Source organism: Amazonocrinis nigriterrae CENA67 (assembly GCF_016056305.1).
Taxonomy (GTDB): Bacteria; Cyanobacteriota; Cyanobacteriia; order Cyanobacteriales; family Nostocaceae; genus Amazonocrinis; species Amazonocrinis nigriterrae.
The window spans coordinates 23,548-45,273 of the sequence record NZ_JAECZC010000043.1; the positions used below are offsets into that span (position 1 = coordinate 23,548).

Annotated in this window: 28 protein-coding genes; 17 read left to right on the forward strand and 11 right to left on the reverse strand. The window is 42.0% G+C overall.

Going from position 1 to position 21,726, the window contains the following annotated elements; all coding sequences use genetic code 11:
* Positions 1 to 2: 2 nt before the first annotated feature.
* The 3 genes from I8748_RS19895 (at position 3) to I8748_RS19905 (ending at position 2,290) form a co-directional block, all read left to right on the forward strand.
* The gene (locus tag I8748_RS19895; RefSeq protein ID WP_198126288.1) at positions 3 to 239 is read left to right on the forward strand and encodes a hypothetical protein; all 237 of its coding nucleotides are present in this window, start codon (positions 3 to 5) and stop codon (positions 237 to 239) included.
* Positions 240 to 731: 492 nt separating this feature from the next.
* Entirely contained in the window at positions 732 to 1,922 is a 1,191-nt protein-coding gene (locus tag I8748_RS19900) for a GIY-YIG nuclease family protein (RefSeq protein WP_198126289.1), read from the forward strand.
* Positions 1,923 to 1,966: 44 nt separating this feature from the next.
* Positions 1,967 to 2,290, forward strand: a complete 324-nt coding sequence (locus I8748_RS19905) for a hypothetical protein (RefSeq protein ID WP_198126290.1) — start codon at positions 1,967 to 1,969, stop codon at positions 2,288 to 2,290.
* Between the two features lie 137 nt (positions 2,291 to 2,427).
* Here I8748_RS19905 and I8748_RS19910 read toward each other — a convergent pair whose 3' ends face one another.
* Positions 2,428 to 4,842, reverse strand: coding sequence for a DEAD/DEAH box helicase (locus I8748_RS19910; RefSeq protein ID WP_225896481.1), 2,415 nt, complete (start codon positions 4,840 to 4,842; stop codon positions 2,428 to 2,430).
* A 123-nt stretch (positions 4,843 to 4,965) separates the two neighbouring features.
* Here I8748_RS19910 and I8748_RS19915 point away from each other — a divergent pair, with 123 nt between their 5' ends.
* Positions 4,966 to 5,853 carry a class I SAM-dependent methyltransferase gene (locus I8748_RS19915; protein ID WP_198126291.1) on the forward strand — a complete coding sequence of 296 codons (888 nt, stop codon included), beginning with the start codon at positions 4,966 to 4,968 and terminating at the stop codon, positions 5,851 to 5,853.
* Positions 5,854 to 6,389: 536 nt separating this feature from the next.
* Here I8748_RS19915 and I8748_RS19920 read toward each other — a convergent pair.
* Entirely contained in the window at positions 6,390 to 6,926 is a 537-nt protein-coding gene (locus I8748_RS19920; protein WP_198126292.1) for a hypothetical protein, read from the reverse strand.
* 97 nt (positions 6,927 to 7,023) lie between these two features.
* Between I8748_RS19920 and I8748_RS19925 the strand changes: the two genes are divergently transcribed.
* From I8748_RS19925 to I8748_RS19940, 4 genes are all read left to right on the forward strand, one after another.
* A complete protein-coding gene (locus tag I8748_RS19925) occupies positions 7,024 to 7,224 on the forward strand; it encodes a hypothetical protein (protein ID WP_198126293.1) in 201 nt (66 codons plus the stop codon).
* 59 nt (positions 7,225 to 7,283) lie between these two features.
* Entirely contained in the window at positions 7,284 to 7,550 is a 267-nt protein-coding gene (locus I8748_RS19930; protein ID WP_198126294.1) for a hypothetical protein, read from the forward strand.
* A 74-nt stretch (positions 7,551 to 7,624) separates the two neighbouring features.
* Positions 7,625 to 7,825, forward strand: a complete 201-nt coding sequence (locus tag I8748_RS19935) for a hypothetical protein (protein WP_198126295.1) — start codon at positions 7,625 to 7,627, stop codon at positions 7,823 to 7,825.
* A gap of 68 nt (positions 7,826 to 7,893) precedes the next feature.
* Positions 7,894 to 8,388 (forward strand): hypothetical protein, encoded by a 495-nt coding sequence (locus tag I8748_RS19940; RefSeq protein ID WP_198126296.1) that lies wholly within the window; start codon positions 7,894 to 7,896, stop codon positions 8,386 to 8,388.
* A gap of 19 nt (positions 8,389 to 8,407) precedes the next feature.
* Here I8748_RS19940 and I8748_RS19945 read toward each other — a convergent pair whose 3' ends face one another.
* Both I8748_RS19945 and I8748_RS19950 read right to left on the reverse strand, forming a co-directional pair.
* Positions 8,408 to 8,563: a hypothetical protein gene (locus tag I8748_RS19945; protein WP_198126297.1), complete on the reverse strand. Its 156-nt coding sequence runs from the start codon at positions 8,561 to 8,563 to the stop codon at positions 8,408 to 8,410.
* 13 nt (positions 8,564 to 8,576) lie between these two features.
* Entirely contained in the window at positions 8,577 to 8,780 is a 204-nt protein-coding gene (locus tag I8748_RS19950; protein WP_198126298.1) for a hypothetical protein, read from the reverse strand.
* A 96-nt stretch (positions 8,781 to 8,876) separates the two neighbouring features.
* Between I8748_RS19950 and I8748_RS19955 the strand changes: the two genes are divergently transcribed.
* The 6 genes from I8748_RS19955 (at position 8,877) to I8748_RS19980 (ending at position 11,987) form a co-directional block, all read left to right on the forward strand.
* Complete coding sequence (locus I8748_RS19955) at positions 8,877 to 9,593, forward strand: hypothetical protein (protein WP_198126299.1); 717 nt, start codon at positions 8,877 to 8,879, stop codon at positions 9,591 to 9,593.
* A 116-nt stretch (positions 9,594 to 9,709) separates the two neighbouring features.
* Positions 9,710 to 9,937, forward strand: a complete 228-nt coding sequence (locus tag I8748_RS19960; RefSeq protein WP_198126300.1) for a hypothetical protein — start codon at positions 9,710 to 9,712, stop codon at positions 9,935 to 9,937.
* Positions 9,938 to 10,055: 118 nt separating this feature from the next.
* Positions 10,056 to 10,277 carry a hypothetical protein gene (locus tag I8748_RS19965; protein ID WP_198126301.1) on the forward strand — a complete coding sequence of 74 codons (222 nt, stop codon included), beginning with the start codon at positions 10,056 to 10,058 and terminating at the stop codon, positions 10,275 to 10,277.
* Between the two features lie 44 nt (positions 10,278 to 10,321).
* On the forward strand, positions 10,322 to 10,576 hold the full coding sequence (locus I8748_RS19970) for a hypothetical protein (RefSeq protein ID WP_198126302.1): 255 nt from the start codon (positions 10,322 to 10,324) through the stop codon (positions 10,574 to 10,576).
* A 46-nt stretch (positions 10,577 to 10,622) separates the two neighbouring features.
* A complete protein-coding gene (locus I8748_RS19975) occupies positions 10,623 to 11,471 on the forward strand; it encodes an ATP-binding protein (RefSeq protein WP_198126303.1) in 849 nt (282 codons plus the stop codon).
* 75 nt (positions 11,472 to 11,546) lie between these two features.
* Positions 11,547 to 11,987 (forward strand): hypothetical protein, encoded by a 441-nt coding sequence (locus tag I8748_RS19980; protein WP_198126304.1) that lies wholly within the window; start codon positions 11,547 to 11,549, stop codon positions 11,985 to 11,987.
* A 113-nt stretch (positions 11,988 to 12,100) separates the two neighbouring features.
* Here the strand turns inward: I8748_RS19980 and I8748_RS19985 are convergent, their stop codons facing one another.
* On the reverse strand, positions 12,101 to 12,697 hold the full coding sequence (locus I8748_RS19985; protein ID WP_198126305.1) for a thermonuclease family protein: 597 nt from the start codon (positions 12,695 to 12,697) through the stop codon (positions 12,101 to 12,103).
* A 93-nt stretch (positions 12,698 to 12,790) separates the two neighbouring features.
* Between I8748_RS19985 and I8748_RS19990 the strand changes: the two genes are divergently transcribed.
* The gene (locus I8748_RS19990; RefSeq protein ID WP_198126306.1) at positions 12,791 to 13,420 is read left to right on the forward strand and encodes a hypothetical protein; all 630 of its coding nucleotides are present in this window, start codon (positions 12,791 to 12,793) and stop codon (positions 13,418 to 13,420) included.
* A gap of 72 nt (positions 13,421 to 13,492) precedes the next feature.
* A complete protein-coding gene (locus I8748_RS19995) occupies positions 13,493 to 14,557 on the forward strand; it encodes a hypothetical protein (protein WP_198126307.1) in 1,065 nt (354 codons plus the stop codon).
* Here the strand turns inward: I8748_RS19995 and I8748_RS20000 are convergent.
* A complete protein-coding gene (locus I8748_RS20000; protein WP_198126318.1) occupies positions 14,554 to 15,540 on the reverse strand; it encodes a TolC family protein in 987 nt (328 codons plus the stop codon). The two genes, I8748_RS19995 and I8748_RS20000, sit on opposite strands and share 4 nt — an antisense overlap.
* Positions 15,449 to 16,690 carry an HlyD family secretion protein gene (locus I8748_RS20005; RefSeq protein ID WP_198126308.1) on the reverse strand — a complete coding sequence of 414 codons (1,242 nt, stop codon included), beginning with the start codon at positions 16,688 to 16,690 and terminating at the stop codon, positions 15,449 to 15,451. Before I8748_RS20005 ends, I8748_RS20000 begins: the two co-directional genes overlap by 92 nt.
* A 161-nt stretch (positions 16,691 to 16,851) precedes the next feature.
* Here I8748_RS20005 and I8748_RS20010 point away from each other — a divergent pair, with 161 nt between their 5' ends.
* Positions 16,852 to 17,622 carry a hypothetical protein gene (locus tag I8748_RS20010; protein WP_198126309.1) on the forward strand — a complete coding sequence of 257 codons (771 nt, stop codon included), beginning with the start codon at positions 16,852 to 16,854 and terminating at the stop codon, positions 17,620 to 17,622.
* A gap of 19 nt (positions 17,623 to 17,641) precedes the next feature.
* On the opposite strand, the gene I8748_RS20015 is transcribed toward I8748_RS20010, so the two are convergent.
* The 4 genes from I8748_RS20015 to I8748_RS20030 all read right to left on the reverse strand — a co-directional run bounded on the left by I8748_RS20015 (position 17,642) and on the right by I8748_RS20030 (position 21,525).
* Complete coding sequence (locus I8748_RS20015; protein WP_198126310.1) at positions 17,642 to 18,730, reverse strand: ATP-binding protein; 1,089 nt, start codon at positions 18,728 to 18,730, stop codon at positions 17,642 to 17,644.
* Between the two features lie 85 nt (positions 18,731 to 18,815).
* Positions 18,816 to 19,859: a metal-dependent hydrolase gene (locus I8748_RS20020; protein WP_198126311.1), complete on the reverse strand. Its 1,044-nt coding sequence runs from the start codon at positions 19,857 to 19,859 to the stop codon at positions 18,816 to 18,818.
* The gene (locus I8748_RS20025) at positions 19,859 to 20,866 is read right to left on the reverse strand and encodes an ATP-binding protein (protein WP_198126312.1); all 1,008 of its coding nucleotides are present in this window, start codon (positions 20,864 to 20,866) and stop codon (positions 19,859 to 19,861) included. The genes I8748_RS20020 and I8748_RS20025 overlap by 1 nt, the downstream gene beginning before the upstream one ends.
* Positions 20,867 to 20,877: 11 nt before the next feature.
* The gene (locus tag I8748_RS20030; RefSeq protein WP_198126313.1) at positions 20,878 to 21,525 is read right to left on the reverse strand and encodes a hypothetical protein; all 648 of its coding nucleotides are present in this window, start codon (positions 21,523 to 21,525) and stop codon (positions 20,878 to 20,880) included.
* Positions 21,526 to 21,726 lie beyond the last annotated feature (201 nt).

Consider the following 21,726-nt stretch of genomic DNA (forward strand, 5'->3'; position numbering starts at 1 on the left):
TTGTGATTAACCAGAGTGAAGAGTTATTAAAAGAGCTAATGGAAAAGTGCGATCGCCTGAATGCAGAGGAAAGAGCGAAGCTATTGAAGCATCTGTTAGGCGATCCGAGCCTGCAAGTGGTAATAGGCAGCAGTCAGTTTCACGCCACCAATGTCTACCAAGTGAACCTGACTAGCCCTGAGCAGATATCAACAATATTGGAAGCTATAGCTAAAAAAATTTCCTCCGACGATTCTTAGAGGAAAGTTGAGAGTTAGATTGTGCGATCGCACCTCGTCTCATCCCCATCTCCTTATGCCCTATGCTCTGATGAGCGATCGCACCTCGTCATTTGTCAATTGTCAGTAGGTAGGAGTTATTCTCCCTTATCTCCCCTGCTCCTTAAGTTAGTGCTGAGTGCTGAGGCGCGGAGTTGGAGATTATTTGTCAGTTGTCAGTCATCACCCCTGCTCCCTATCCCCTCGTTCTTAGAGGATGAGGGGCGGCCATGTACCTTATGCCCTATGCTCTGATTCGTGCCAGGATGAAGTAGTCAGTGGTCAGTAATTTTAGATTTGAGATTTTGGATTACTGCTCCTCCCCATCATCCTCATCCCCCTCATCTCCCCTACACCCTTAATAATTATTCATTTCAGGCTAACCTTTTTTTGATACAGTAAAATCATCTTTATGAGGGTTCATGAGCGGCTAAATTCTTCTAAACTGGTGTATCAAAAAAAGGATGCTCTAGAATGTGGCTTCGGTATGGGATTGACCAAGATAAAACCCTAGTCTCAATTGAGGATGTACCGCGTGGCAAGACACAGCTAAGATGCCCCTACTGTAACGGTGAGCTAACTGCTAAGAAGGGCAAGCGCAAGGAACATCACTTTGCACATACTAACGAAACTTGTCGGGAGGTTAGCCGCAGCGATCGCCTACTTCCTACGCTGCCCCTGTATGACAATTTCAATATATGGCTGACTGGTAAGGAACTTAAGCAACTCAAAGACCTCTGGGAACGCTACGGAGTAAATGATAGAGGTATTTCTGTAAAAGAGGTGCCGAGTATTTTGATTAGAGAAAAGCTACTAGAGCATAATCCTTACCGCTATGGTGGTGAATATCAATTTACAAAGCTGGGTAAGATACCAGTTGGTGCATTATCACTGATGCTGTTCAACCAAGTTCAAGAGCCACTGTTAATAGAAAGGCTGCAAGAACTTGAGAAAAATGTACAAGTTGCTTATCTTAATGATTCTCCTACGTTTAATGAGTGCTTACGAGACTTACAAATTTATCAAGCTGAATTTCGTAAGATTTTATCTAATACTCTCTACTACCTTCAGATTGATACTAGTGGAGGAAATACTATCTATAAAATCGGCGTAACTCGCCGTGATATTGAAACACGAGTAGCTGAAATTAAAAATGATTTAGCCTCACACTTTGAAAACTTTTCAATTAAAGTATTAGGAACTTGGCCTCATCGTGGCAATGTGGAGAAATACTTTAAACATCGATATTCATTTTTTAACGTCACAATTATTGGTAATTTGACCGAATATTACAACTTTTTTACCCCAGAAGACGCTAAAGCTGTACTACGTGATTTACGCCGTATGCAAGCAAAGGGATTATCACCAATTGAAGTTGATATCCTAGAGGGAAAGCCCAGCCAAATTGAACAACTTATTGCAGATAATGAACGGGCTGAAAGGCGATCGCAGGCAATTAAAACGGGGATGGAACGCGCTAAGAACTGGGGTCAAAACGTCGGGCGGCCCTCGGTTTCTGAATCGCCAGAGGAGTTTTTAGGAAAACCCTCATCGCAACGAATAATTGCAGCACTTCATGAAGGATTATCGCTGCGTCAGGCAGCTGAAAAAGCAGACGTGGCGGTCAACACAGTTCGCAAGGTCAAAGCTTTACTAAATACCTGATATTATTGAAATAATAAAGCTATTAAATTCAATTATTAAAAAATATGAATTTACCAACTGAACAAAATATAAATAAGGAGATTATAGAATTTGTAGAAAAATCCGTAACCAATATCTATAATAATATTCTAAATTGCATTTTTCAAGGAGTTACTCACGTCGAAATTAAATCAATTAATAAACTTGAGAATAATGAGTACGAGTACGAGTTTACAGTTTTTGCTCGTGCTATTTTTAAATCAGATTATCCAAAGGATGCGGATTTAGATTTTATTAAACCTGAATATATGGAATTATCTGTCTATGTATTTGTAGATGAGGATGGAGATTTTGAGTTTGATGAAGATAGCTTAGAAAGAATAAATTGAGGAATAGAATATGAGTAATATAATACAATCTGAAATTACAAAAACAATGATTAAAAATGAGGTGGTCGCTTCTTAGAGGAAAAGTGAGGGGCGATCGCTTGTAGGGTGCGATCGCAAACAAAGTATTGCACATTTTCTTAGAGGATAGTCAGTAATTCTTTAGCTAAATCTTTAGGTGAATTAATCCCTTTTAATGTCTTGCGTTTGCCCTTCAACACAAGTTCAATTCGCTGTTGTTTTTGAAGTAATAAATCGTCAATTGCTTTATCAATTTGACCTAACTGTAACCAAGTTGCAAACACAGCATTTTGTTGACCTAACCTGTGGCATCTGTCCTCAGCCTGTTCTGCATCGCCAGGAGTCCAAGGTCTATCAACCATAATCACGTTACTAGCAGCTGTCAGCGTTAAACCAACGCCACCAGCTTTGATAGTGCCAACAAATACCTTATTATCTCCTGATTGGAACTGGTCAATTAACAGCTGCCGTTCAGTCGGTTTAGTCTCCCCGGTCAGGAGTAATCCATCAAGTTTAAGAGCGATCGCCTTCGCGGACTCTACAAATTCAGTGAAGATTATTACTTGTTGGCCTTGTTCTAAAAGTTCTTGGGCTAGAGCGATCGCTGCCTCAACTTTAAACTCACTGCCTACCTTCCGTAAAAAGTTGAGCGTTACCAAAGCTTCTGCATCCTCATCTACCTGCCCCAGCTTTGCACGGCGGCGGTAATCATCCACGAGTGAACGTATTGTTTCCTGATACTGCTTTGCTGCACTTGGTTCTAGTTCAGCTTCCTTAAATAGTCTTGTCTTAGCTGGAAGCTCAGTTAAACATTCGTCTTTAGTCCGGCGCAAAATCACATCCTCGGTTTTATGAGCCAGTTCATCAAGATGAGCCGCCCCGGTGTTGTCCCAAACTGCTTTTTTCCCAATGTATTTGTGTCCAGCGTTGCAGTAATGACGTTCGTAAGCCCACTTGTCGGCTGCTAGCGGGTGGTTAACTGCCACTAACAACGGGTAGAGGTTAACTGGCCTACCGTTCTTGATGGGCGTACCAGTGAGTAACCATGAAGCTAGACAATTCTCATGGTGTGCTAACTCCAGCATTTTCTTAGTACGCTGACTTTTAATATTTTGGGCGTAATGTGCCTCGTCACAAATCAGCAGATACTTTTTATTATCAAGTGGGTTGGGGAGTTTAGCCCAACTAAAGCACTCAATTTTTACCTCTGCCCGTTCTGCCTCGCGTACCCAGTTGTCCATTACAGATACAGGAGCAATTACGAAAACTGGACAGTTATCATGTGTACGCTGCATAGCCTTCGCCGCCGTCAATGCAGTGAGAGATTTTCCTAATCCCATATGATCTGCAAGGATGCCCCCGGTGTAGATTCCCTCTTTACGATGTGCAAGCAGCCATTGGGCACCCTTCTTTTGGTAGTCACGCAGATACCAGCCATTAGCCAAGGGTTGATCTAAATCAGCAGCCTTAATTAATCTCACTATCCCGTCAGCTGCTGCCAGTGCTTCAGCCTCCTTAGCTGCTTCTTCCTCCTCACGCTCTTTCTGTGCCAGTGCTACTGCTCCCTCAACCTCTGGTGTAAGGTGAAAATCACTATTTACGAGCTTAGACATCACCTCTTCAATTTTTCTTAGAGGAAAACGCCAGGATTTATCACCACCCTCAAATTTATGTCCTTCAATAGTTTTGCAATTATAATTAAACTTGCTATCGTATGGAGCGTACACTGCAATTTTATCGCCCTTAATTTCTACTCTACGCTCTGGAGTGATAGTTTCATCGTCTTGAGCAATGATAACTACTGGTGAATTTGTAGGGTATTGGTGAGCGATCGCATCCCATAAAGGCAGCGACAATCCAGCACGGCTCAACTGCTTACTATACTTTTTAATCATGTTGTATGCAGCCAAGGCGTGTGCTTGAAGCAGTGGCCTTTGCTGGTGAATCTGATCAGCCAGCCAGTGACCAAAGCCCGAATCAGGTTTATTGAAGCCTTGACTATCCAAAGAACTAGCACCATCGCACTGTGATGATAAATAACAAATTGCCCTTTCAAGACGGCGATCTGCTGTTTCCTCTTTCTTCTCGTCAATGATGGCAGGTAACTCTAACTGAAGCTTAATAACATCCTCTAGCTGCCAAGACCTAACCGAATTAAGGACAAATTCTAGCTGTCGTTTTGGTGGTGGCTCATCATCATAAGTGAAATCTTCCCCAGACCAAAATTCAGACTCCATTCCAGCGTACACAGGATATCTAACTGGATGTTCGTCTTCGACGTTGCCGTAGACATCGCTGTCATCATCACATAAAGAAGTTACTGCTAGTTTTAACTGGCTTAATTCATCTGGACTAAGTTTATTTAATGCAGAGATAACAAACTCAAGTGAATTGGTTTGACAATCGAGCGATCGCGCGTATCGCTCAATTTCCTCTAAGAATATCTCAGGAACTCGTAAAGGCTTAGTTGGTAAATTTTGCCAATTCGGCTTCACCTTTGGCAGATGGTCAGTTTTAGCGCGATAATTTGCCATAGTTTTGCCAATTACTATTATTAAATAATAGCATGAATGCAGCGTACACAGCATATACAGCTAATTCTTAGAGGAAAAATGAGGGGCGATCGCTCATAATGCTTTTTTGGGCAAACTAAGTAAATGAGTGATAAATCATACTTAGCAGCCCCACATAGAAATCATTTATCTGCCACAGCGAAAGCCATGCTCAATCATCAGTTGTTGAACAAGGGTGAAACACACCTGGATTACGGCTGCGGTCGCGGTGGCGATGTTGAAAAATTATTGGCTGCTGGTTATTGTTCAGCTGGTTATGACCCCTACTACTTCCCCAATCCCCCATCCCCTGTTGATGTAGTAACAATGGGTTATGTTCTGAATGTCATTGCAGATATAGAAGAAAGAAGGGAATCACTACGTAAGGCATGGAACCTGGCAAAAAAGCACCTAATTGTTTCTGCTAATGTGCGCGGCGGCGGACTTGATGCAGGAAACTATACCGCACAAGGAACTTTTAGCAAGTCCTATAGTTATATAGAGCTAAAGGCTTTTATCGAGTGTACGCTAGGATTTGAAGCTATTAAGCTGGCGAGTGATAAATTTTTAGTTAAAAGGGATGGTCGGCAATTTCAACCGATGCATCATGAGAAAATCTTAGAGGAAATATCAGCGATCGCATCCCTTGGCTGGGTTCCTCCAATGGATGCAATTATCAAAGGCTACTGTAACGACTTTAAACCACGCGCAGGACTGGATGAAGTAGACAGCGGCGAGTTTCCAGGTAGAATCCGATATTATCGCATACTGGCTAAATCTGCCTGTCTTCCTGGTAAAAATGGGCCTGTTCGCTGCTTGCACATTCGCGGCGGCGTAGGGTCAGAGCATATGGAATGGGCGATCGCAGCTATGCAAAGAAGGAATGCGATCGCGCTTATGAAATTCCACTGCATTGAGCAAAGTTTTTTATCAGAATTTCTTGGTTTTAAAAAGTTAGATTTTCTTAATGATGAGGTCAAAATCTATCGCTGAGTGGTCACCGTCCGGTCGGTTCACCTCATTGGGGGTAAGGAATAGCAAAGGTTTCAGCTTCTATTCAATTCAATATCCTGCATCACTGCTCGTTACACTCGTGACCTAAAGGATGCTTCGCTTTTAATCTTTGAAATATACAAAGATGCTTCGCAGTTTTATATTCTTTTTGTCTGCTGCCATTAATCAATTCATAAAAAGATAAAAGCCTCGGAAGCAGCAGCCAAAAAGCGCGAAAAAAATGAAGCAAAAAGGTATTTTAGCACACTCCGTTCCTCCGTGTGCAATACCTTTTTCTTGGGCTTCATTTTTTTCGCATAAGGAGAGAGAGAAAGAAAAAAAAGAGTTGGTGGGCGGGGTATGAGTAAAGGAAAGATTGGTGGTGTGCCAGGGGTCACATAGTCCCTGGTTTTGGTCGGTGTCCATTGGTTGCCCAGTCTCGTGCTGGGCCCCTTAGCCCCTCGGTTCGTGCCGGCGACAGCCGGCACTCAAAAACATAATCATCCATCAGTCATTAATCAACAGTTTTTAAAAATTTAGAACAGACTTAACTGTTGATATTTGTTTGACACATGATCGCTCTGGCTCACCGAAGACCACCAGCCGTCACCAGCAGCAACCAATCCCCACTGCTGCGGTGGCTGCATCTTGTCGGGCAGCCAGAGTAGACAATCAACATTTAAAGCTAGTGCATAAGCCAGGGTGGCCCACGTTCCCGAACCGTAACCACTAAATGAATTTTTGCTAATTTTTAAACCTTCGGGACAAGGTGACGACGGAAAACCCACTAGTAAGCCATTCTTAGAGGAAAGTGACTTAACCATTGCCTGCGATCGCACTGCAAACGCCGCTTTTTGTATATTCCCACTCCAATAGTCAGAAACTTTAAAAACTGTCGCTGTGGTGCAATTCTCCCTTATATATTGGTCGATTCCTCTAGCATCTCCTACTAATATTTCAGGTGCAGAGTTGGCCAACACAAAATCAATTTTTTCTGCCTGACCTTCAACCATTGTGCGAGAGCCGGTAAAAGCAATTGTGTTGTAATTCTGTAGTAAATCTGCAATTTTCATATCTTTAATTAAACTTTATCCTACCTCTTAATTATACCATGTTAACATGGACATTTATGTTATAATTAAGGAGTAAAGATAAAAAGGTATCCGACCAATGACACCTGACAAAACTTTTCCAACTTCAATCTTTATCCCTGGCGTTAACGACTATGTAGAAGTCGTAGGTGCTAGATGTCAAGTTATTGATGGTAAGCAGTTTTTGAGAATAGTTTGTAAGACTACAGCAGGTGCAGAGTTATTAATTAATCCTGCTGATTTACAAACTTATTTCAACCGTTACGCTGTTCCGTTTTAATTAGTTAAATCTGCGATCGCCCTAGTTGCGATCGCTCTATCTTCATCCTCTATAAAAAAATGCAAGCCACACTAAACTACCTCAATCATCTAATTACAATAGATTTACCAAACCCTGAAGAAAACAACACTTGTTTTGTTTTGATTGAACGTCAGGGCGCTTACTTAGACGACTTTCAATTTAGCGGCGAAAGCGAAGATCCAAACGATTGGATATTGGAAGGTACGAGACTAGCTATCAAAACTATTAAAAGCTACGGCGTATCTTTCTACACAAAAAAACCAGCTTGCAGCACAGCTGAAGACTGTAAAGATATTCCGTTTTAATTTGTGGTAACGCGATCGCAACACAAGCGATCGCTCTCTCTTCATCCTCTAAGAATCTTAAAAAGCATCCAACTATGAGATATGAAACGACTTACAAAGATAGGCAAATTATCATCAAACCGACGCTCGCAGGAGATTACATTGTAATTCGCTCACTAGGCTTATCTGTAAAAAAGATGCGGCATTTCCCAAATGCGACTCAAGCTTTGGCATGGATAAAAAAAGCCATTGACTCAAATCAGTTTGAGGGAAAAGATAGAGTTTTTTGGTGGTAGCTGATTAATTTGTTTGCGATCGCACATAGCAGGCGATCGCTTTCTCCCTTCATTCCTCTAAGAAAATCATGATCCAAGAACTCTGCACTTGCTCTGACACTTACATTAAATACTCTGGCCTCATCAATCCATATCCTGAGAACCCTGAAAGCCTGCGATCGCTGGAAACCTTAACACAATTAATCATTACACCAGTTATTCACAAATTTGGCTGTGAGAACTTCAAGCTAACTTATGGCTTTTGTAGTAAAGACTTGTTGAAGTTTCTCAACCGTAACAAGTCTCGTATTTGCGTAAAAGTTGACCAGCATATGGCTCATGAGCGCAACACCAAAGGTAATTATTACTGCAAACATCTGGGCGCTGCCTGTGACTTTGCAATTGTTGGTGTTGACAGCAGAAAAGTGATTAGTTATCTCAAAACTCTAAACTTCGATTCTATCTACTACTACGGCACAGATAGACCAATTCATGTAAGCTGGTCGTTCAGACCCAGGCGAAAGATTTGGGAATTTACAACGCAAAATACACCCAAGCCATACAGCAATTACTACTGTGTTTAGTTAGTTAGCGATCGCACCTTTAATCAGAGCGATCGCTTTCTCTGTAATCAATTCTTAGATGGCCAAAAATGCCACTAGGCGACGACCCAGGCCAGCATGAGTAACCGCCGCGTTGCCGCAGCAGTTTCTTTTTTGCTGTGTCTGGGTCGTCGGGCTGGCTTAGGGAGAGTGGCATTTTTGGCCATCTTTTATTCAGCATCTCTCTCTAGTTTCTCTGCGATCGCTTGTCTAATCCAATCAGCTTTCTTTCTGCCAGCCAAAGCTTCAACTTTGCTGTACATAGATTTAGTCATTCTTAGCCCTACAACAGGACTATCTATCGGCTCATCCCCAGCCGAGACAAATAAACCGCCCTCACCTTGTTGAATCTCGTAAGGTCTGTCTTTTTTCATCTTCCTAAAAAAGTTTGCATTTTTATAATAACACCTTGTTAACATGGATGTTTTCGTGTTACCATGTTAACATGGATTTTTAAAGGTATCCGACCAATGCCAGCGCAAAAATTCTCAGCCAAAGCTCACACCCGTAGCAACTATACTTATTCCACTTTCCATAAATCCTTATTACACGAGAATAACAGCGAAGATTATGCACTTCGCCATATCTACTCGTTGGAGAATACTAAAGCTTTGCTTCAAGCCTGGGGATGGACAACAGAACAAATTAAAGACGGGATTGATTACGCAACTATTGATGTATATAGAAACTTTGTTTATCTTCACATTCCCAACAAAATTACAAAACGTGGCGAAATTATTAAAATTCGTGGAATATCTAGATTTATTTCAAAGGCTGATTTTGTAGAAGTTTTAATCAGTCGCTCTTGGCAAAAAGCAGACCCTTACAAGTTGCAGCCGGGGGATAACTGGGATGATTTAATCGCAAGAGGTAACACAGGCGATTTTTATGAAATTAAGCTTTATAAACATGAAGTAGAATGCACTTGCCACGCATACTCAGGATTAGAAAAAGCTTTTGCACAAGACCCAGTAGCAACTAAATATTTAATGCTGCATTACCAAGCTCAAGGGCAGATACCAGACAAACACATCTTCGCTGCTTGGCAATATTTGGGTGCTACAACTTTACAACAATATGAATACTGTTGGCTGGAACGTGCAGAAGCAGCTATGAGAGAACAGAAAAAATACTCATGGCAATCTGACCCTGAGCCTGAACGTGACACAGAGTTGATTGACTGGTAAAAATCTGGCCGCCAGCCCACAGCCATAAGAGAGGACGTAATCGGGGACAGATATCCGACCAAAGATATTTTCCCCGACGCCTAACGGCTAATTAATCATATCAAATAGGAAACTTTATGAACAACAACGATTTACTTAATGCTGACTACCCAATACCTGATCCAGCATGGGACTATGCTCAGATTTGGCATCATTCACAAAGAGTAAACGCAGAGTTACAAGTACTCTTTCAATATATGGCGACCATTGAGAATGCAACGCCAGAAGCAGACGCAGAAATTAAAGCCAAACTTGACAGCATTGGCCAACAGCTAAACACAGCACGTAGGCTAATTGATTCGTAATCTTCTTAGCCCCTGTGGGTAGGTGGTTAGACCCTCACTACTTAAAGACTAAAAACTGCCGCCCAACCCGGCCAAGAGCAAGCGGCAGTTACCCCAAAAACAACATGAGGCTAACTTAATGTACAACAACATTGCAGACATTGACCGCGAAATTGCAGCGCTGCGAGAACAGCGAGATTGCACAATTGCTTACTGGTTTGAGATGGGTGAAGCTGACCGAAGTGCATACCTGCCGCCGCAGTATCTAGATAACCAGTGGTATCTGCTTGGCTACTATGACCGCGACTATCAGCTAGAAATCGGCTTCACTCCAGAAACTCCAAGCTTTAACCACTTCTAAAACCAGTAGCACCCCAGCCATTGCAGCTGGGGTAATGAAAAATCATGTTGAAAATTGGCAATTACATCATCAACGAAAACGCCATTGCTTACGTCAACCTCAACGCCAAGAAAACTGATATTGATTATCGACAAATCGACGGCGTAAGAATCCACTTTTTAGCACCCAATCACATTGATTACACAAGTGGTAACTGTGGCACAATACCAGATTCGCTTTTTTTCACTGGTAAGGATGCCGAAGCAATTCGCAGTTACTACAAAGCTTTGAACGCTACCGATTTAAACACCCTGCTGTAGTTCATTAATTAGCGCCTCAGTCATAGCAACTGGGGCAATGAAAATTATGTTTAAGCCAGCAACTAAATCTCAAATTAAAATCCGCCTTGCCCTCAGTGGTGCATCAGGCAGTGGTAAAACTTTCTCAGCCTTAGCAATTGCTCAACATTTGGGTGACAACATCGCCCTCATCGACTCGGAACGCGGCAGCGCTAGTAGATATGCTGACCGATTTACATTTGACACCTGTGAACTCAACGACCACCACCCAGCCAAATACATTGAGGCCATCAAAGCAGCAGAATCAGCAGGTTATCAGGTAATCATCATTGACTCGCTATCTCACGCTTGGTTTTCCGAACTTGACCTAGCTGGAGGACGATTCGACGGATGGAAAAACGTCAGACCGCTAGAGCGTAAGCTTATTGATGCAATGATAGGCAGTTCATCTCACATCATTGCAACCATGAGAAGTAAGACAGAGTGGATCATGGAAGAGTACACCGCCAAAGATGGGAAAACCAAACAATCACCCAAGAAAATCGGAACAGCCCCAATTCAAAGCAGTGGGATTGAGTATGAGTTTGATATTGCTGGAGAACTTGATTACAACCACATTTTGACTATTAGTAAAAGCAGGTGCCCAGAACTAGCTGATAAAACTTTTCTCAACCCAGGCAAGGAAATTGCTGATACCTTAAAAGCTTGGATTGGACAACCCCAACAACCTCAACCTGCACCACCTTGGAAATTGTGGAAATCACAAGAGGATGCAATTACATGGGCTTCTGAACAGTTACCTGACTGGGATATAGACGCTATCCAAGAAGAATTTAATGAATTATCCCCCAACAACGGTAAAAAGGCAATTGCATGGGTAGAAAGAGTAAATGCACTAAAGAACCAAGATTTTTAAAGTATTAGAAAGTTAAACCCTGACTAAATTAGCCAGGGTTAATTTATTTAATTAAGTTTTAATTAAGTAATTTTTATGAAAGTTTCAAGACAATTACAAAGCCAAGTTTTCAGCAATCAGCTAATAGCAGAATTATTAATCCGGCTTGGTAGAACCAAGTGGATGGAAAAATATAATGTGCATGACCTCCACTGTGAAGCCTGGGCAGTGGGAATATGGGTTAAACAGGCAGGAATTATCAGTTACAAAGATTTGGCTAACTTTTGGCGTGAAACTGCTGCGGCTATTGGTGAATTTTTACCAGCAGAAAAATTAGATTTTGGCTGGCTTGTGAAGAGTATGAAAAGCGATAAAAGGTACTTTGTTCACTTTTCACGTTTTACAGGCTGGTTTTGCAACTGTATGAAATTTAAGTGCTGGCATAACCGTATCAGTGAGGAAATGCCACAATTTTACAAAGCACTTAACAGCAAGATTTTCTGTCACCATGTTGCAGCTGCTTACCAGATGCGATGATCGCTCGCCTAATCACCCTATATGCAGCGTACACAGCATATAGAAATTTTCTTAGAGGAAAAATTGAGTGTTTAGGGCTGCGATCGCTGCTGACCTGAAAAAAGTTAGATTTATCAACGATTCTGGCGCTGCTCTCTTCTGTAATCCCAAGGCTTTTGATAATTTCCACCCCACACACCCAGCCTTTGAGATTGTGCATATTTTTGAGCATCAGTTACAGCTTCCCAATGCCGACAGTCTTTTTTGTATAGTTCATAAGGGTAAGTATGGCCAGTCACCACCATTACACCTTGAACTAATTCAATACCCCGTTCTGGCGTATCAATCCATACTTCTGCTACTTTGCGCCCATAGCGATCGCTGCTAATAATGTCTAGCCCTACTTTCCCTTTACTAGACAAGATTAGCGATCGCAAATAATCTCGTGATTCTTTCCCCATTGGCTGCCTTAATTCAGGAGAATCAACACAGGCAAAGCGAACTTTTAGCTTTTCACCATTACGAGAAACATTAATAGTATCTCCATCATAAGGTGGCTTGGTAACAGTCCAATCAATTGGCGGTGCTGTTGTCTGACCAGACACCTTTGATTGTCCGGTAGAGTTGATTGAATTGTTGGCAGACAGTTTTTCACATCCTGAAATTCCAGTAGTTACACCTAGTAAAATTGCAATATAAATTTTTGTTTTGTGAATTAATTTAATTTCCATAAAATTCTCTACTTATTCTCAACAATTATCAAATCAACAAGGCTTTTTCTAAGATGTGTGCAGCGTTATCGATTGTCAATATTGAGTGGTGTTATGAAAATAGCAAAATCTATTCTCGCTTTAAGTTTAGGTATAGGTGCGATCATCAATTCCGCTCCAGCCAGTGCCATTCCTTACAATGGTGCAACTATATACAGAGCTACGGATAATGGCAATACAGTAGTAGTATTTAGCGGCAGTGCTGGGAGCAAGATTCAAGTAAATCTTGGCTCATCCTCCAAATCAACGGCAAGAATAGCTGGCTCTTGTGGTGAGGTAAGAATTAGCCCTCCATCCAGCGGTGATTTCACAGGATTACAAGTAGATGGCACTGCTGTTAATGCTGCGAGTCTTTCAACACAGACATTACCTTCTTGCGTAAACGGTTCATTTTCTGAGGCCCGAAGCTCGAATTTTAAAACCCCCACAGGACAAGTAGTTATTGTAAACAAGACTCCAGGCTCAGCTGTGGCCATAAGCTTGCCTTCACCCTCAACTCGAACTGTAACAATTAACGGCTGTGGTTTTGGATTATTAAAGCCCACATCATCTAGTACTTTGCCCTCCTCATTCTCTGTAGGAGCAACAAACTACACTTTGGCATCTTTACCTGATGCCACAAATACACCTTACTGCCGCAGCATTAATGGCAGTTACTACGGTTATGTTCCGGCTTCTTGGTAATTGTTAGTTGTAATGCGATCGCTCCCCAATTCTTAGAAGAAAAAGTAGCGATCGCTTTTATTAAATAAGATTATGAAAAAACTTTTACTACTAACATTATTTATTGCAGCTATTCCATCAGTTGCACTAGCCCAATCTGCTTATGTTGGTGCAGATGGATATTTTAGTATTAGAGGTTTACAGCCTAGTAAATCTTATAGCGTCGATTTGGGTGGAAACCCATTAATCAGTGCTGGTAATTCTAATAGTTGTGGAATCTTGAGAGTTGCTGCTACTGGTGCAGTGAAAGTAAGCGATCGCATTGAAATTAAAGATGAGGCAGCAGGTAAAGTTTATGGTTTTGAAAATAGTTCATCTATCCCGGTAAAAGATATTAAATGTATTCCTGGTCAAGTAAAAACAGAACGGGAAATTTGGAAAGACAGTAAAGGAACTATTTGGATATCTGGTTTAACTACAAGTAGCGCTCAAACTATTAGATTATTAACTAAAAGTCCTACCAGAACTATTAGGGCTAATCAATGCGGGATGGTTTCTTTTAGATTAAATAATCCAGAGCCAAAAGCAATCATTTTAAATAATCAAGCTTTCCCAATTGCAGGAGCTACAAGGGGTGGTGGTATAGCTTGCAAAAGAGGTACGCTATATACCTCTTATCCTCCACAGCCTGAAATTTCACCTGTTTCGGCTGATGAGTGGAAGAAGCAAAATTCTGTTGGATTTGATGAAAAAGCTTTAATAATAGATGAGTCTACCAGATGGATAGGATACTCTGGTAATGGCGAGGGATCTCAGCAAACACCTACACCACCTGCGCCACCATCTACGCCAACAAAACCGATGCCTCCATATGGAAAAGCTTGTAGACTAAATGGAGGAAATAATATATTAGTAGTTGGACTTAAACCCAATACGATGTATGAATTTAGTGATCAAGAGCATCGTAAATCAAAATATACAAATTTTAGGGAGCAAACTACTGATTCTGAAGGAAAAACAGTACTCGAAAATATAGACTTAACAAAACTGTCTTCTACTGATGGTGAATCAGTATGGCTGGTAGCTTACGAGAATGGGGAAGACGATTATAATAATATAATTTCCTACGGAATAATTAAAATCCCAAATTGTATTTAAAGCTCTGCATCTTTTATTGTTAAAACCAATAACTTAATTTCAAATAGTGACCTTCGCATTTTAGCCCAAGCTCTATAAGCCTGGGCTTTTTGATTGTCTAAAGCGCTCTGTCTTAAAAGATAAGTTTCGGTGTCTGAATTGCCACGAACGTAGCGCAATTCAAATACTTTAAACTGGTCAACTGCTCTACTAGTTACAATCTGAGCAACTTGATACTCAGTTCTTGCTTCATCAAAAGCAATAAGAGACTGAGCAACTTTTTCCCTAATTTTATCAGCAAGTTCCGCCCTATTTCTCTGTAATTCAGCGATTTTTACTTGAATATCTGAAATTTGAATTGCTCTATTTTGTGCGTCAGCATTGCCGCCTTGAGTGCTTTGAAATAATGGCACTCCTATTACATTTAATAATCCGTTTATTATACCAGTATCACCACGGAAAATAGCAGCTATGTTGCTAAGAAATCCATTCCCTTTTTGAGCTTGCCCCGCCGTCGGTGCAGGGCCTAATAAATATTGTAATCCCGGTGAAAAAATCGAAAGTCTAATCGATTTTTTATTTCTTATTTTTGCTTCTTCAATTCGCTGATTAGCCTCAGCAATTCTGGCATCAATTTCTTTAAGTAAAGGACTTTGAGAAATAGCTTTCTCCTGTAGCTGAGAAAGGCACACCGCCGACGTTTCGAGGCATGGCAACCCCCCGCGCAGCAGCCGCCACATATCATCGTTAAATTCCCGTTGCAGAATTGCATCAATGCTTGGTTTATTGAAGGGATTCTGTTCAGGCTTGGGTAGCTGCGAGTCTGCATCTTGATCTGCCTGCTGCGCTTCTTCAGGCGATAAATCCTCTTGTGGCTGCTCCTCTTCCTGGGTTGTCTCGTCCGGTGTTTGTTCATCTTCCCCGGTTGGTGGTTGCGGCGGGAGTGTTGGAGTTTTGGCTGGTGCTACTGGGATTGGAGATTGTTGAGCGATCGCTTCCCCCATTCTTAGAGGAAGGAACAAAAGCACTAATAGTAACAGTCGTTGTATAACGTCCATTGACACCAACCCAAGGCTTAATCCGCTTAATGTAACCATTACGAGGGCTACGCACCAACGGTATTTGTGCGAGTTTGTCATCAATAGTAGTTAATGAAATATTAAGTTGTGCTAACTGATAATCTCTGTCTCTAACAGCTTGGGCATATTGTTGCTGTTGGCGTGAGTATTCTTGTTGTGTCTGATTTTCCTGCTGCTGCTGTCTCGCCTCGTTCAAATTAGCATCATAATCAGTAAGTTGACGGCGGTTCTGAGCGGCGGTTAACCGCGACTCTGCAACCTCCAAATCAGACTGTGCTAACCTCACATTTACCTGAAGCTGTTGTAATTCCTGCTGTTGAAGAATAGCAGAAGCATTAAGTTTGGCTTTTGCTTGGTCAAGCGCGGAGCTTGCCCCGTCCATCTCAGACCGGAGTTGTTTAAGTTTAGCCTCTTCATGCTGAAGGATTTCACTTTGCAATTTCATATCCTTCATCGACTGAATCATCTGCTCTTGTTCTTCGACCTTCTGAGAGGCAATCTGTAAACCAGCTTCAGCCTTTTCAGCCTCAGCTCGTCGCTCTGGATTGTCACTTTGCAGTAGTGGTGTACGTGCTTCAAGTAAAGCAATAGCTTGATTTAATCGCAGTTTAGATTGAGAAATAGCCGCCGTTTCCTCTGAGAAAATAGGCGGTGGTAACGGCTTGAGTCCTAATGATTCCTTGGGTTTGAAGGGTTCGGGAATAGTTTTGTTTTTGAGATTGTCAATTTGAAGTACAACCGATGATTTCTGCTTCTCTAGGCGTGTACGCTCCAAAGAATTATCAGAAATGATGTCACCCTGTTTGATTTCCTGACCGACTTTTACCTTAAGAAATGACGGACTATCAACGGATAAGGTCATTCTTAGAGGACGATTTTCTTGGAGAATAGCGATCGCAGAATTATCACTTAATCCGTCCTCATCTTCATTAGATAAATTTTCTACAGTAGTATTTGTAGTATTTTTAGTAGCATTTGCAGCCTGATTGGAAGGGGAGTATTTGACTAAAGTTAATAGTCCAATTATACCCACGCAGCAATAAGTAATCAGGTTATTTCTACTAAATGCATTCATAAAAAGGCTTAATTTAATCCGTTCTCCTATAGTTCCCACAATCACTAGAAAATTTGACTTTGCATATAAAGTATAAAATTTAGCAAAATTAATCATTTTTAAAGTGGCTGAAGGCAAAACACGTATAGAATTGGTTACAACTTGAGATAAATAATAAGCTTATGCGACTTCTAAGACACGTATGGCAAGATATCCGAAGTGGTCAAAATCTGGATATTTATATTACTGCACCACTTTCTTTAGTAGTTGCAATATTTGGAGTCATTGGAATTGCTAACCAAAGTATTGTATCTGCTGCTATTCTTACAGTACTAGCTCTTCTTTTAAGCCACCTGTTAGTTACGCGAAATCAAAACGAGCAAATACAAATAGCCTTATCAAAACTGGAAATTAATCAGTCATTATCTGCCAGTCAATTAATGACAAATGGTGATGATATATCTGAAATTATTCAATTATTACGACAATCAAAACAAGCTTATTTTTGGGGAACCACGTTTACTACACATATACCTCTGCTACAGCAATATTTAGAATTTGGTCTTGCCTCTGGTTTAGAAGCTAAGTTTCTGCTTGTCCAGCCGTCAAGTAATGCGTTAAAAATGGCTGCATTTCGAGCAAAAGATGTGAGTGAAAGTGATCTGAACAATGATTTATTAAGAAATATTAGACGACTTGATAGTATTGCAATTTCAAGTAAGGTAGGCAAATTAGAAATTAAAGTTATTGATTATTTAGCACCTCATGTAATGTATATTTTTGATCCTCATTTATCGTCCGGGCAAATCATTATGCGGCTGTCCACATTACGTGTTCCAGACACAATGCGGCCTATTATCAAAATCACACGCAGTCAGGACTTAGAGTGGTTTAACTTTTATGTTGAGCAGTTTGAAATAGCATGGCAGATGGCTTTACCCCCTACACCTTAAAAACAAGTGGTGCTAGGGTTTAATCAACTCGCTCATAAAAAGGTTTGATTTTACAGCGTTGCCCGTTGGTTCCCATTCTCACTAAAGCTTCTAATGGTTGCAATTGACTAACCAAGCCTTCGGCAAACCTAAAGTCTTTAGCTGTTCTTTTTACCTCAGTTTGGTCAACTGCTAAAAGTATTTTTGTAGCGCTGTTCATAATTACATCGTCACTCATATCCTTTCTTTTTTGAGAACCTACAGCAGCACACAATCCATATTTTCTGCCGTCAGCAAATACCAAGTTTAATGATTTTGAATCTTTAGCTTCCTTGGATTCATCAATGAATATGTAACTTCTAGGAATTTTCCCCTCAATTTCACCAAGGATTCTGTGAGAATCCATAACTTGCTTGATAATTGCCTCTGCTGCGATCGCACCTAACCCTGGCACTTTACCTAATGCCGATAAATCAAACCTAATAATCTGTCCAGCATCTAGCGACGGCTGCGGCTTGGTAAAAATGCCATATTCAAACATTGCAGCCAGCTTGAGAGCGAGTTTCTGTGATTCCTTGCAGCCACTCTCAATCCTGCTTTCTATCTCCTGCCGCACATCGGCAAAGGTGGGAGGTTCGCGCCTCCAGGTTGCAGGGTCATCTTGAATAATGCCACGCTGCTTGTAACAGCTGGTCAGGATGTTAATTATCAAGCCTTCTTGGTTTACGCCCATTGTGAGGGCTTTTTTAAGTATGGCTGCAACTGCTATACACTGCAAACTCGGCCCTCCGCCTTTGGTGTCGAGGTCAACTACTAAGGGATTGATACCAAATGGCGATTCCATGTTGAGGGGATAATAAACCTCGCCGGGAAGCTCTTGATCGCCATGAAAGTCAATCAATATGCAGCGTACACTGGATATAAAGCGAGTTATTTCATAAGCTAAAGCCTTTATTGTCTGGGTTTTACCAGAACCACTAGCGCCAATTATGGCAACGTGGCCATTAGGTAATTTGGTAGGATTCCACCAGACCTTATCCCCCAGCAAAATACCGTCTGTTGCTGATTCTGCACTAGATTTCTTAGATTGGTTAGGTTTGAGAGTTTGCTGTGGTAATGGTTTGGGCATAGGTTAGGAGTAGGGAGTAGGGAGTAGGGAGTGGGGATTTAGGAGTTGGGGATTAAAAAAAGGGGAGTGAGGATTGGGGATTGGGTTACTGACTACTGGTGTTGATAACTCTTATTTGCAACTGGCCTGTAGCGAACTCTTCACCCAGGCTAGTTTCCACGACTTTAAGCGGTGCAGCTTCCAGAGTAACAGTACTGTCAGTTGCTTTGATGTAAGGGAACTGATAAGGGTCACGCGGCAGTGTCACACCGTCCAAGCTGTCAACTGACAACTGACCACTGACAAATGACATTGCCCCGCTGCGATTAAACTTCTCCAGTGCCGCCCCAATTGGTTCATCCTCTAAGAAAATACTTTCGATGTTGGTAATGGCAGGCCTATCAATATCTGCGGTAATTTCCTCTAAGAAAATCTGTGCGTCCGGCTCAGTGGAAGCTTTGTAAATTCTGCCGTCGTCTGCTTGTACTAAAAAGCCAGTTCCTTGAGCTTGGATTATAAGGTATTGGTCAAGCACCTTAGAGCGATCGCTTGTCCGAACTCCCTTAATGTTGGCTTTAATCAAGTGCGTGCTGCCAGACTCGTTGTAAATGTGCTGTACGCCGGACGGGGAAGCGATTAACCTGTTGAACTGGGTAAACAGGCCACCACTGTTATTGATGTTGAAGACCGCGAGAGCGATCGCAATTAAAATAATCAACACAAAATACTCAGCATTACTCCCTGTTCTCAACCTTAAATCCCGGTTGCCAGGACAAACACAACGCACCGGGGAGGGCCAGAACATCTCAACACCGCCACGAGTAAACACGTCAGCAAACCAGCCAAAGAAATAGCCGATGCTGAGGGCGTGGACTAAGTTAATTAATTGGGGGTTGAACAAGGCCACCGCATATCCGACAGCTGCGACAACTCCACTGGCCACTAAACTGTGTGTACAGCTCCTATGTGGCATTCTGCTTTCAAAAAACGCACTTACCCAAGGCAGCACACGACCAGCCGGAGAAGTTGACACATCTATATCAGGTAACAAGCCTGCGATCGCACCCACCGCGATAATCGTCGGGCTAGCAGTTCCGAGCAATAGGCTGGTAGCAGTGCCACTAATCAGTAGGTGAGATATTCCCAGCATTACCGTATCCTCTGGCTTTCGCGTGGCAGATTATACAGCAAGCGGGAAAGTCCAAGGAAGATAGCGGCGGCAATCCCGCCGAAGATGTACAGGGCTTGATCGCTAGTTCCAAGTCCTATAAATCTCATAATCACGAAAGCGATACCCACTAGTAGTATTAGTGGAGTGATGTCAAAGTAGCGACGGTGGTCGCCTGACTCGACCTCTAGCCCCAAGTATTCCTCGTCTACTGCCCGTGTTGCCAACATCGGATTTCCCCCAGCGCGTTCTTGAAGCTTGGATAATTCCGAGGGTTTGAGTTCAATTCCCCGTTCTATCGCTGCCTGTATCATGATTTCCCTAATCGCGTACTCCGGTAGGGGTTTTAATTCGATGCGCGGGATATTTATAAAGATGTCGGTGCGCGGGGGGTCTGTTGCCAGTAACAGCATTGGTACACCAACCCGGCGCAGTTGTTTTAGCCACATTCGGAATTTGGCATCACAGCTATGGGCATCATCGAGGACGAGAAAGGCTGTGTTTTCCTCTAAGAAAGTTGCGATCGCCCGTTTTAGCTTGTCTATTGTGAGGGATTTACCCTCTAGATTTTCAGTAGCAACATCAAATTGATGTGCTATTTCTAGCAACATTTGTTTTGGTGTCGCCGGCTCGATAAATGCCACTGCGAAACCATCATCTTGTAGCTTCTCAAATACTGCGTTGGCTAGTACAGATTTACCACTTCCATCTTCACCAGCAATTAAAATTGCACCATTAGCTAGTAATGATGCTGCCGTCCGGCTTAACTCGGCTTGCCTGTAGATTTTGAAGTCTCCAGGTGTGGTTATGTCTGGTTCAGTTGTTGCAGTCTCGTTCTTAGAGGAGTCACTGCGTTGGACGGGTTTCCCGGCTTGTAGCAAGTGACGTGAAAATTTAGGTATAAGTGAGAGCGCTGCACTAATCCCTAATGCTGCTATTGAAAAGGGGTTAAGTCCAGCGATCGCAGTCAGAGCGCCAGTTGCCACCATTAACAAAAATTTCAGGCTGCGTTTATAGAACCCATTGCGGCGGCTATTAATGAGTTCGCGTATCCTAAAGGGTCAATGGCTGGAGCCTTAGCGGATTCTGCAATCTTAGCTTTTAAGTGTTCTGGTAATAAGTGCGGGTTATCAATGTAATGCCGAGCAATCGTATTTTCGGCAACAATTACAGCTGTAGCTTTACCTTGTGCATTAGTGATAAGTCCATCTACATCATCAATTGGTGTGGATGGTCGCACCGTCTGAGAAGTGTAATTTACTTGCTGAGGTGGAATAGTATCTATCTGTTGAGTTTCTGCCACTGTCAAAGTTGTAGTTTCTGGCTGTTCATCCTTTGGCCCGGACGGCTCTGGCACTGGGTAGCCTTCCATACGTCCAGTAGCTTTGATGTGATTATGTAGTGCGTCCATCTCAGCTACCTGTCCGGCATCTAGATGAGCTTTACCAGATATTTTATAAGTTTTAATCCTTAAATAATTCATCCGCTTGTATAGTGGATCGCGTCCAATATTATATTTTTCCATTAAATCTAATATGGAAATTTTTGAAAAATTATCAATATTTTGTCTGTCGTCTGCCAACTCTAGTGTTATGTCTGGTGTGTTATCTGTCAGATTCACACTATCGCTTTCCATATTGTCTGTCATAGTCTGCGTGTTGTATGCCAGTTATTAAGCTTATTGTCGAGCGTATAGTCTGCCGGATTGTATGGTGAAAATACCAATTGTAGGGTGAAGATTTTGTAAAGTGACCCTACACTTTTTCTTAGAGGAAAATTCAGAGCATCATGGCAAGGTGCGATCGCACCCCTTCAACCCTGCACCCCCGCACCCCTGCACCCCCGCACC

Coding starts and splice junctions, on each gene's coding strand:
- I8748_RS19900 (WP_198126289.1), top strand. CDS start 732: ATGTGGCTTCGGTATGGGATTGACCAAGATAAAACCCTAGTCTCAATT.
- I8748_RS20005 (WP_198126308.1), bottom strand. CDS start 16,690: ATGAATGCATTTAGTAGAAATAACCTGATTACTTATTGCTGCGTGGGT.
- I8748_RS20025 (WP_198126312.1), bottom strand. CDS start 20,866: ATGGTGGCAACTGGCGCTCTGACTGCGATCGCTGGACTTAACCCCTTT.
- I8748_RS19990 (WP_198126306.1), top strand. CDS start 12,791: ATGAAAATAGCAAAATCTATTCTCGCTTTAAGTTTAGGTATAGGTGCG.
- I8748_RS19975 (WP_198126303.1), top strand. CDS start 10,623: ATGTTTAAGCCAGCAACTAAATCTCAAATTAAAATCCGCCTTGCCCTC.
- I8748_RS19910 (WP_225896481.1), bottom strand. CDS start 4,842: ATGGCAAATTATCGCGCTAAAACTGACCATCTGCCAAAGGTGAAGCCG.
- I8748_RS19915 (WP_198126291.1), top strand. CDS start 4,966: ATGAGTGATAAATCATACTTAGCAGCCCCACATAGAAATCATTTATCT.
- I8748_RS20015 (WP_198126310.1), bottom strand. CDS start 18,730: ATGCCCAAACCATTACCACAGCAAACTCTCAAACCTAACCAATCTAAG.
- I8748_RS19940 (WP_198126296.1), top strand. CDS start 7,894: ATGATCCAAGAACTCTGCACTTGCTCTGACACTTACATTAAATACTCT.
- I8748_RS19965 (WP_198126301.1), top strand. CDS start 10,056: ATGTACAACAACATTGCAGACATTGACCGCGAAATTGCAGCGCTGCGA.
- I8748_RS19995 (WP_198126307.1), top strand. CDS start 13,493: ATGAAAAAACTTTTACTACTAACATTATTTATTGCAGCTATTCCATCA.
- I8748_RS19970 (WP_198126302.1), top strand. CDS start 10,322: ATGTTGAAAATTGGCAATTACATCATCAACGAAAACGCCATTGCTTAC.
- I8748_RS19935 (WP_198126295.1), top strand. CDS start 7,625: ATGAGATATGAAACGACTTACAAAGATAGGCAAATTATCATCAAACCG.
- I8748_RS19960 (WP_198126300.1), top strand. CDS start 9,710: ATGAACAACAACGATTTACTTAATGCTGACTACCCAATACCTGATCCA.
- I8748_RS19980 (WP_198126304.1), top strand. CDS start 11,547: ATGAAAGTTTCAAGACAATTACAAAGCCAAGTTTTCAGCAATCAGCTA.
- I8748_RS20020 (WP_198126311.1), bottom strand. CDS start 19,859: ATGCTGGGAATATCTCACCTACTGATTAGTGGCACTGCTACCAGCCTA.
- I8748_RS20030 (WP_198126313.1), bottom strand. CDS start 21,525: ATGACAGACAATATGGAAAGCGATAGTGTGAATCTGACAGATAACACA.
- I8748_RS19985 (WP_198126305.1), bottom strand. CDS start 12,697: ATGGAAATTAAATTAATTCACAAAACAAAAATTTATATTGCAATTTTA.
- I8748_RS19945 (WP_198126297.1), bottom strand. CDS start 8,563: ATGCCACTCTCCCTAAGCCAGCCCGACGACCCAGACACAGCAAAAAAG.
- I8748_RS19920 (WP_198126292.1), bottom strand. CDS start 6,926: ATGAAAATTGCAGATTTACTACAGAATTACAACACAATTGCTTTTACC.
- I8748_RS20010 (WP_198126309.1), top strand. CDS start 16,852: ATGCGACTTCTAAGACACGTATGGCAAGATATCCGAAGTGGTCAAAAT.
- I8748_RS19955 (WP_198126299.1), top strand. CDS start 8,877: ATGCCAGCGCAAAAATTCTCAGCCAAAGCTCACACCCGTAGCAACTAT.
- I8748_RS19950 (WP_198126298.1), bottom strand. CDS start 8,780: ATGAAAAAAGACAGACCTTACGAGATTCAACAAGGTGAGGGCGGTTTA.
- I8748_RS19905 (WP_198126290.1), top strand. CDS start 1,967: ATGAATTTACCAACTGAACAAAATATAAATAAGGAGATTATAGAATTT.
- I8748_RS20000 (WP_198126318.1), bottom strand. CDS start 15,540: ATGGGGGAAGCGATCGCTCAACAATCTCCAATCCCAGTAGCACCAGCC.
- I8748_RS19925 (WP_198126293.1), top strand. CDS start 7,024: ATGACACCTGACAAAACTTTTCCAACTTCAATCTTTATCCCTGGCGTT.
- I8748_RS19930 (WP_198126294.1), top strand. CDS start 7,284: ATGCAAGCCACACTAAACTACCTCAATCATCTAATTACAATAGATTTA.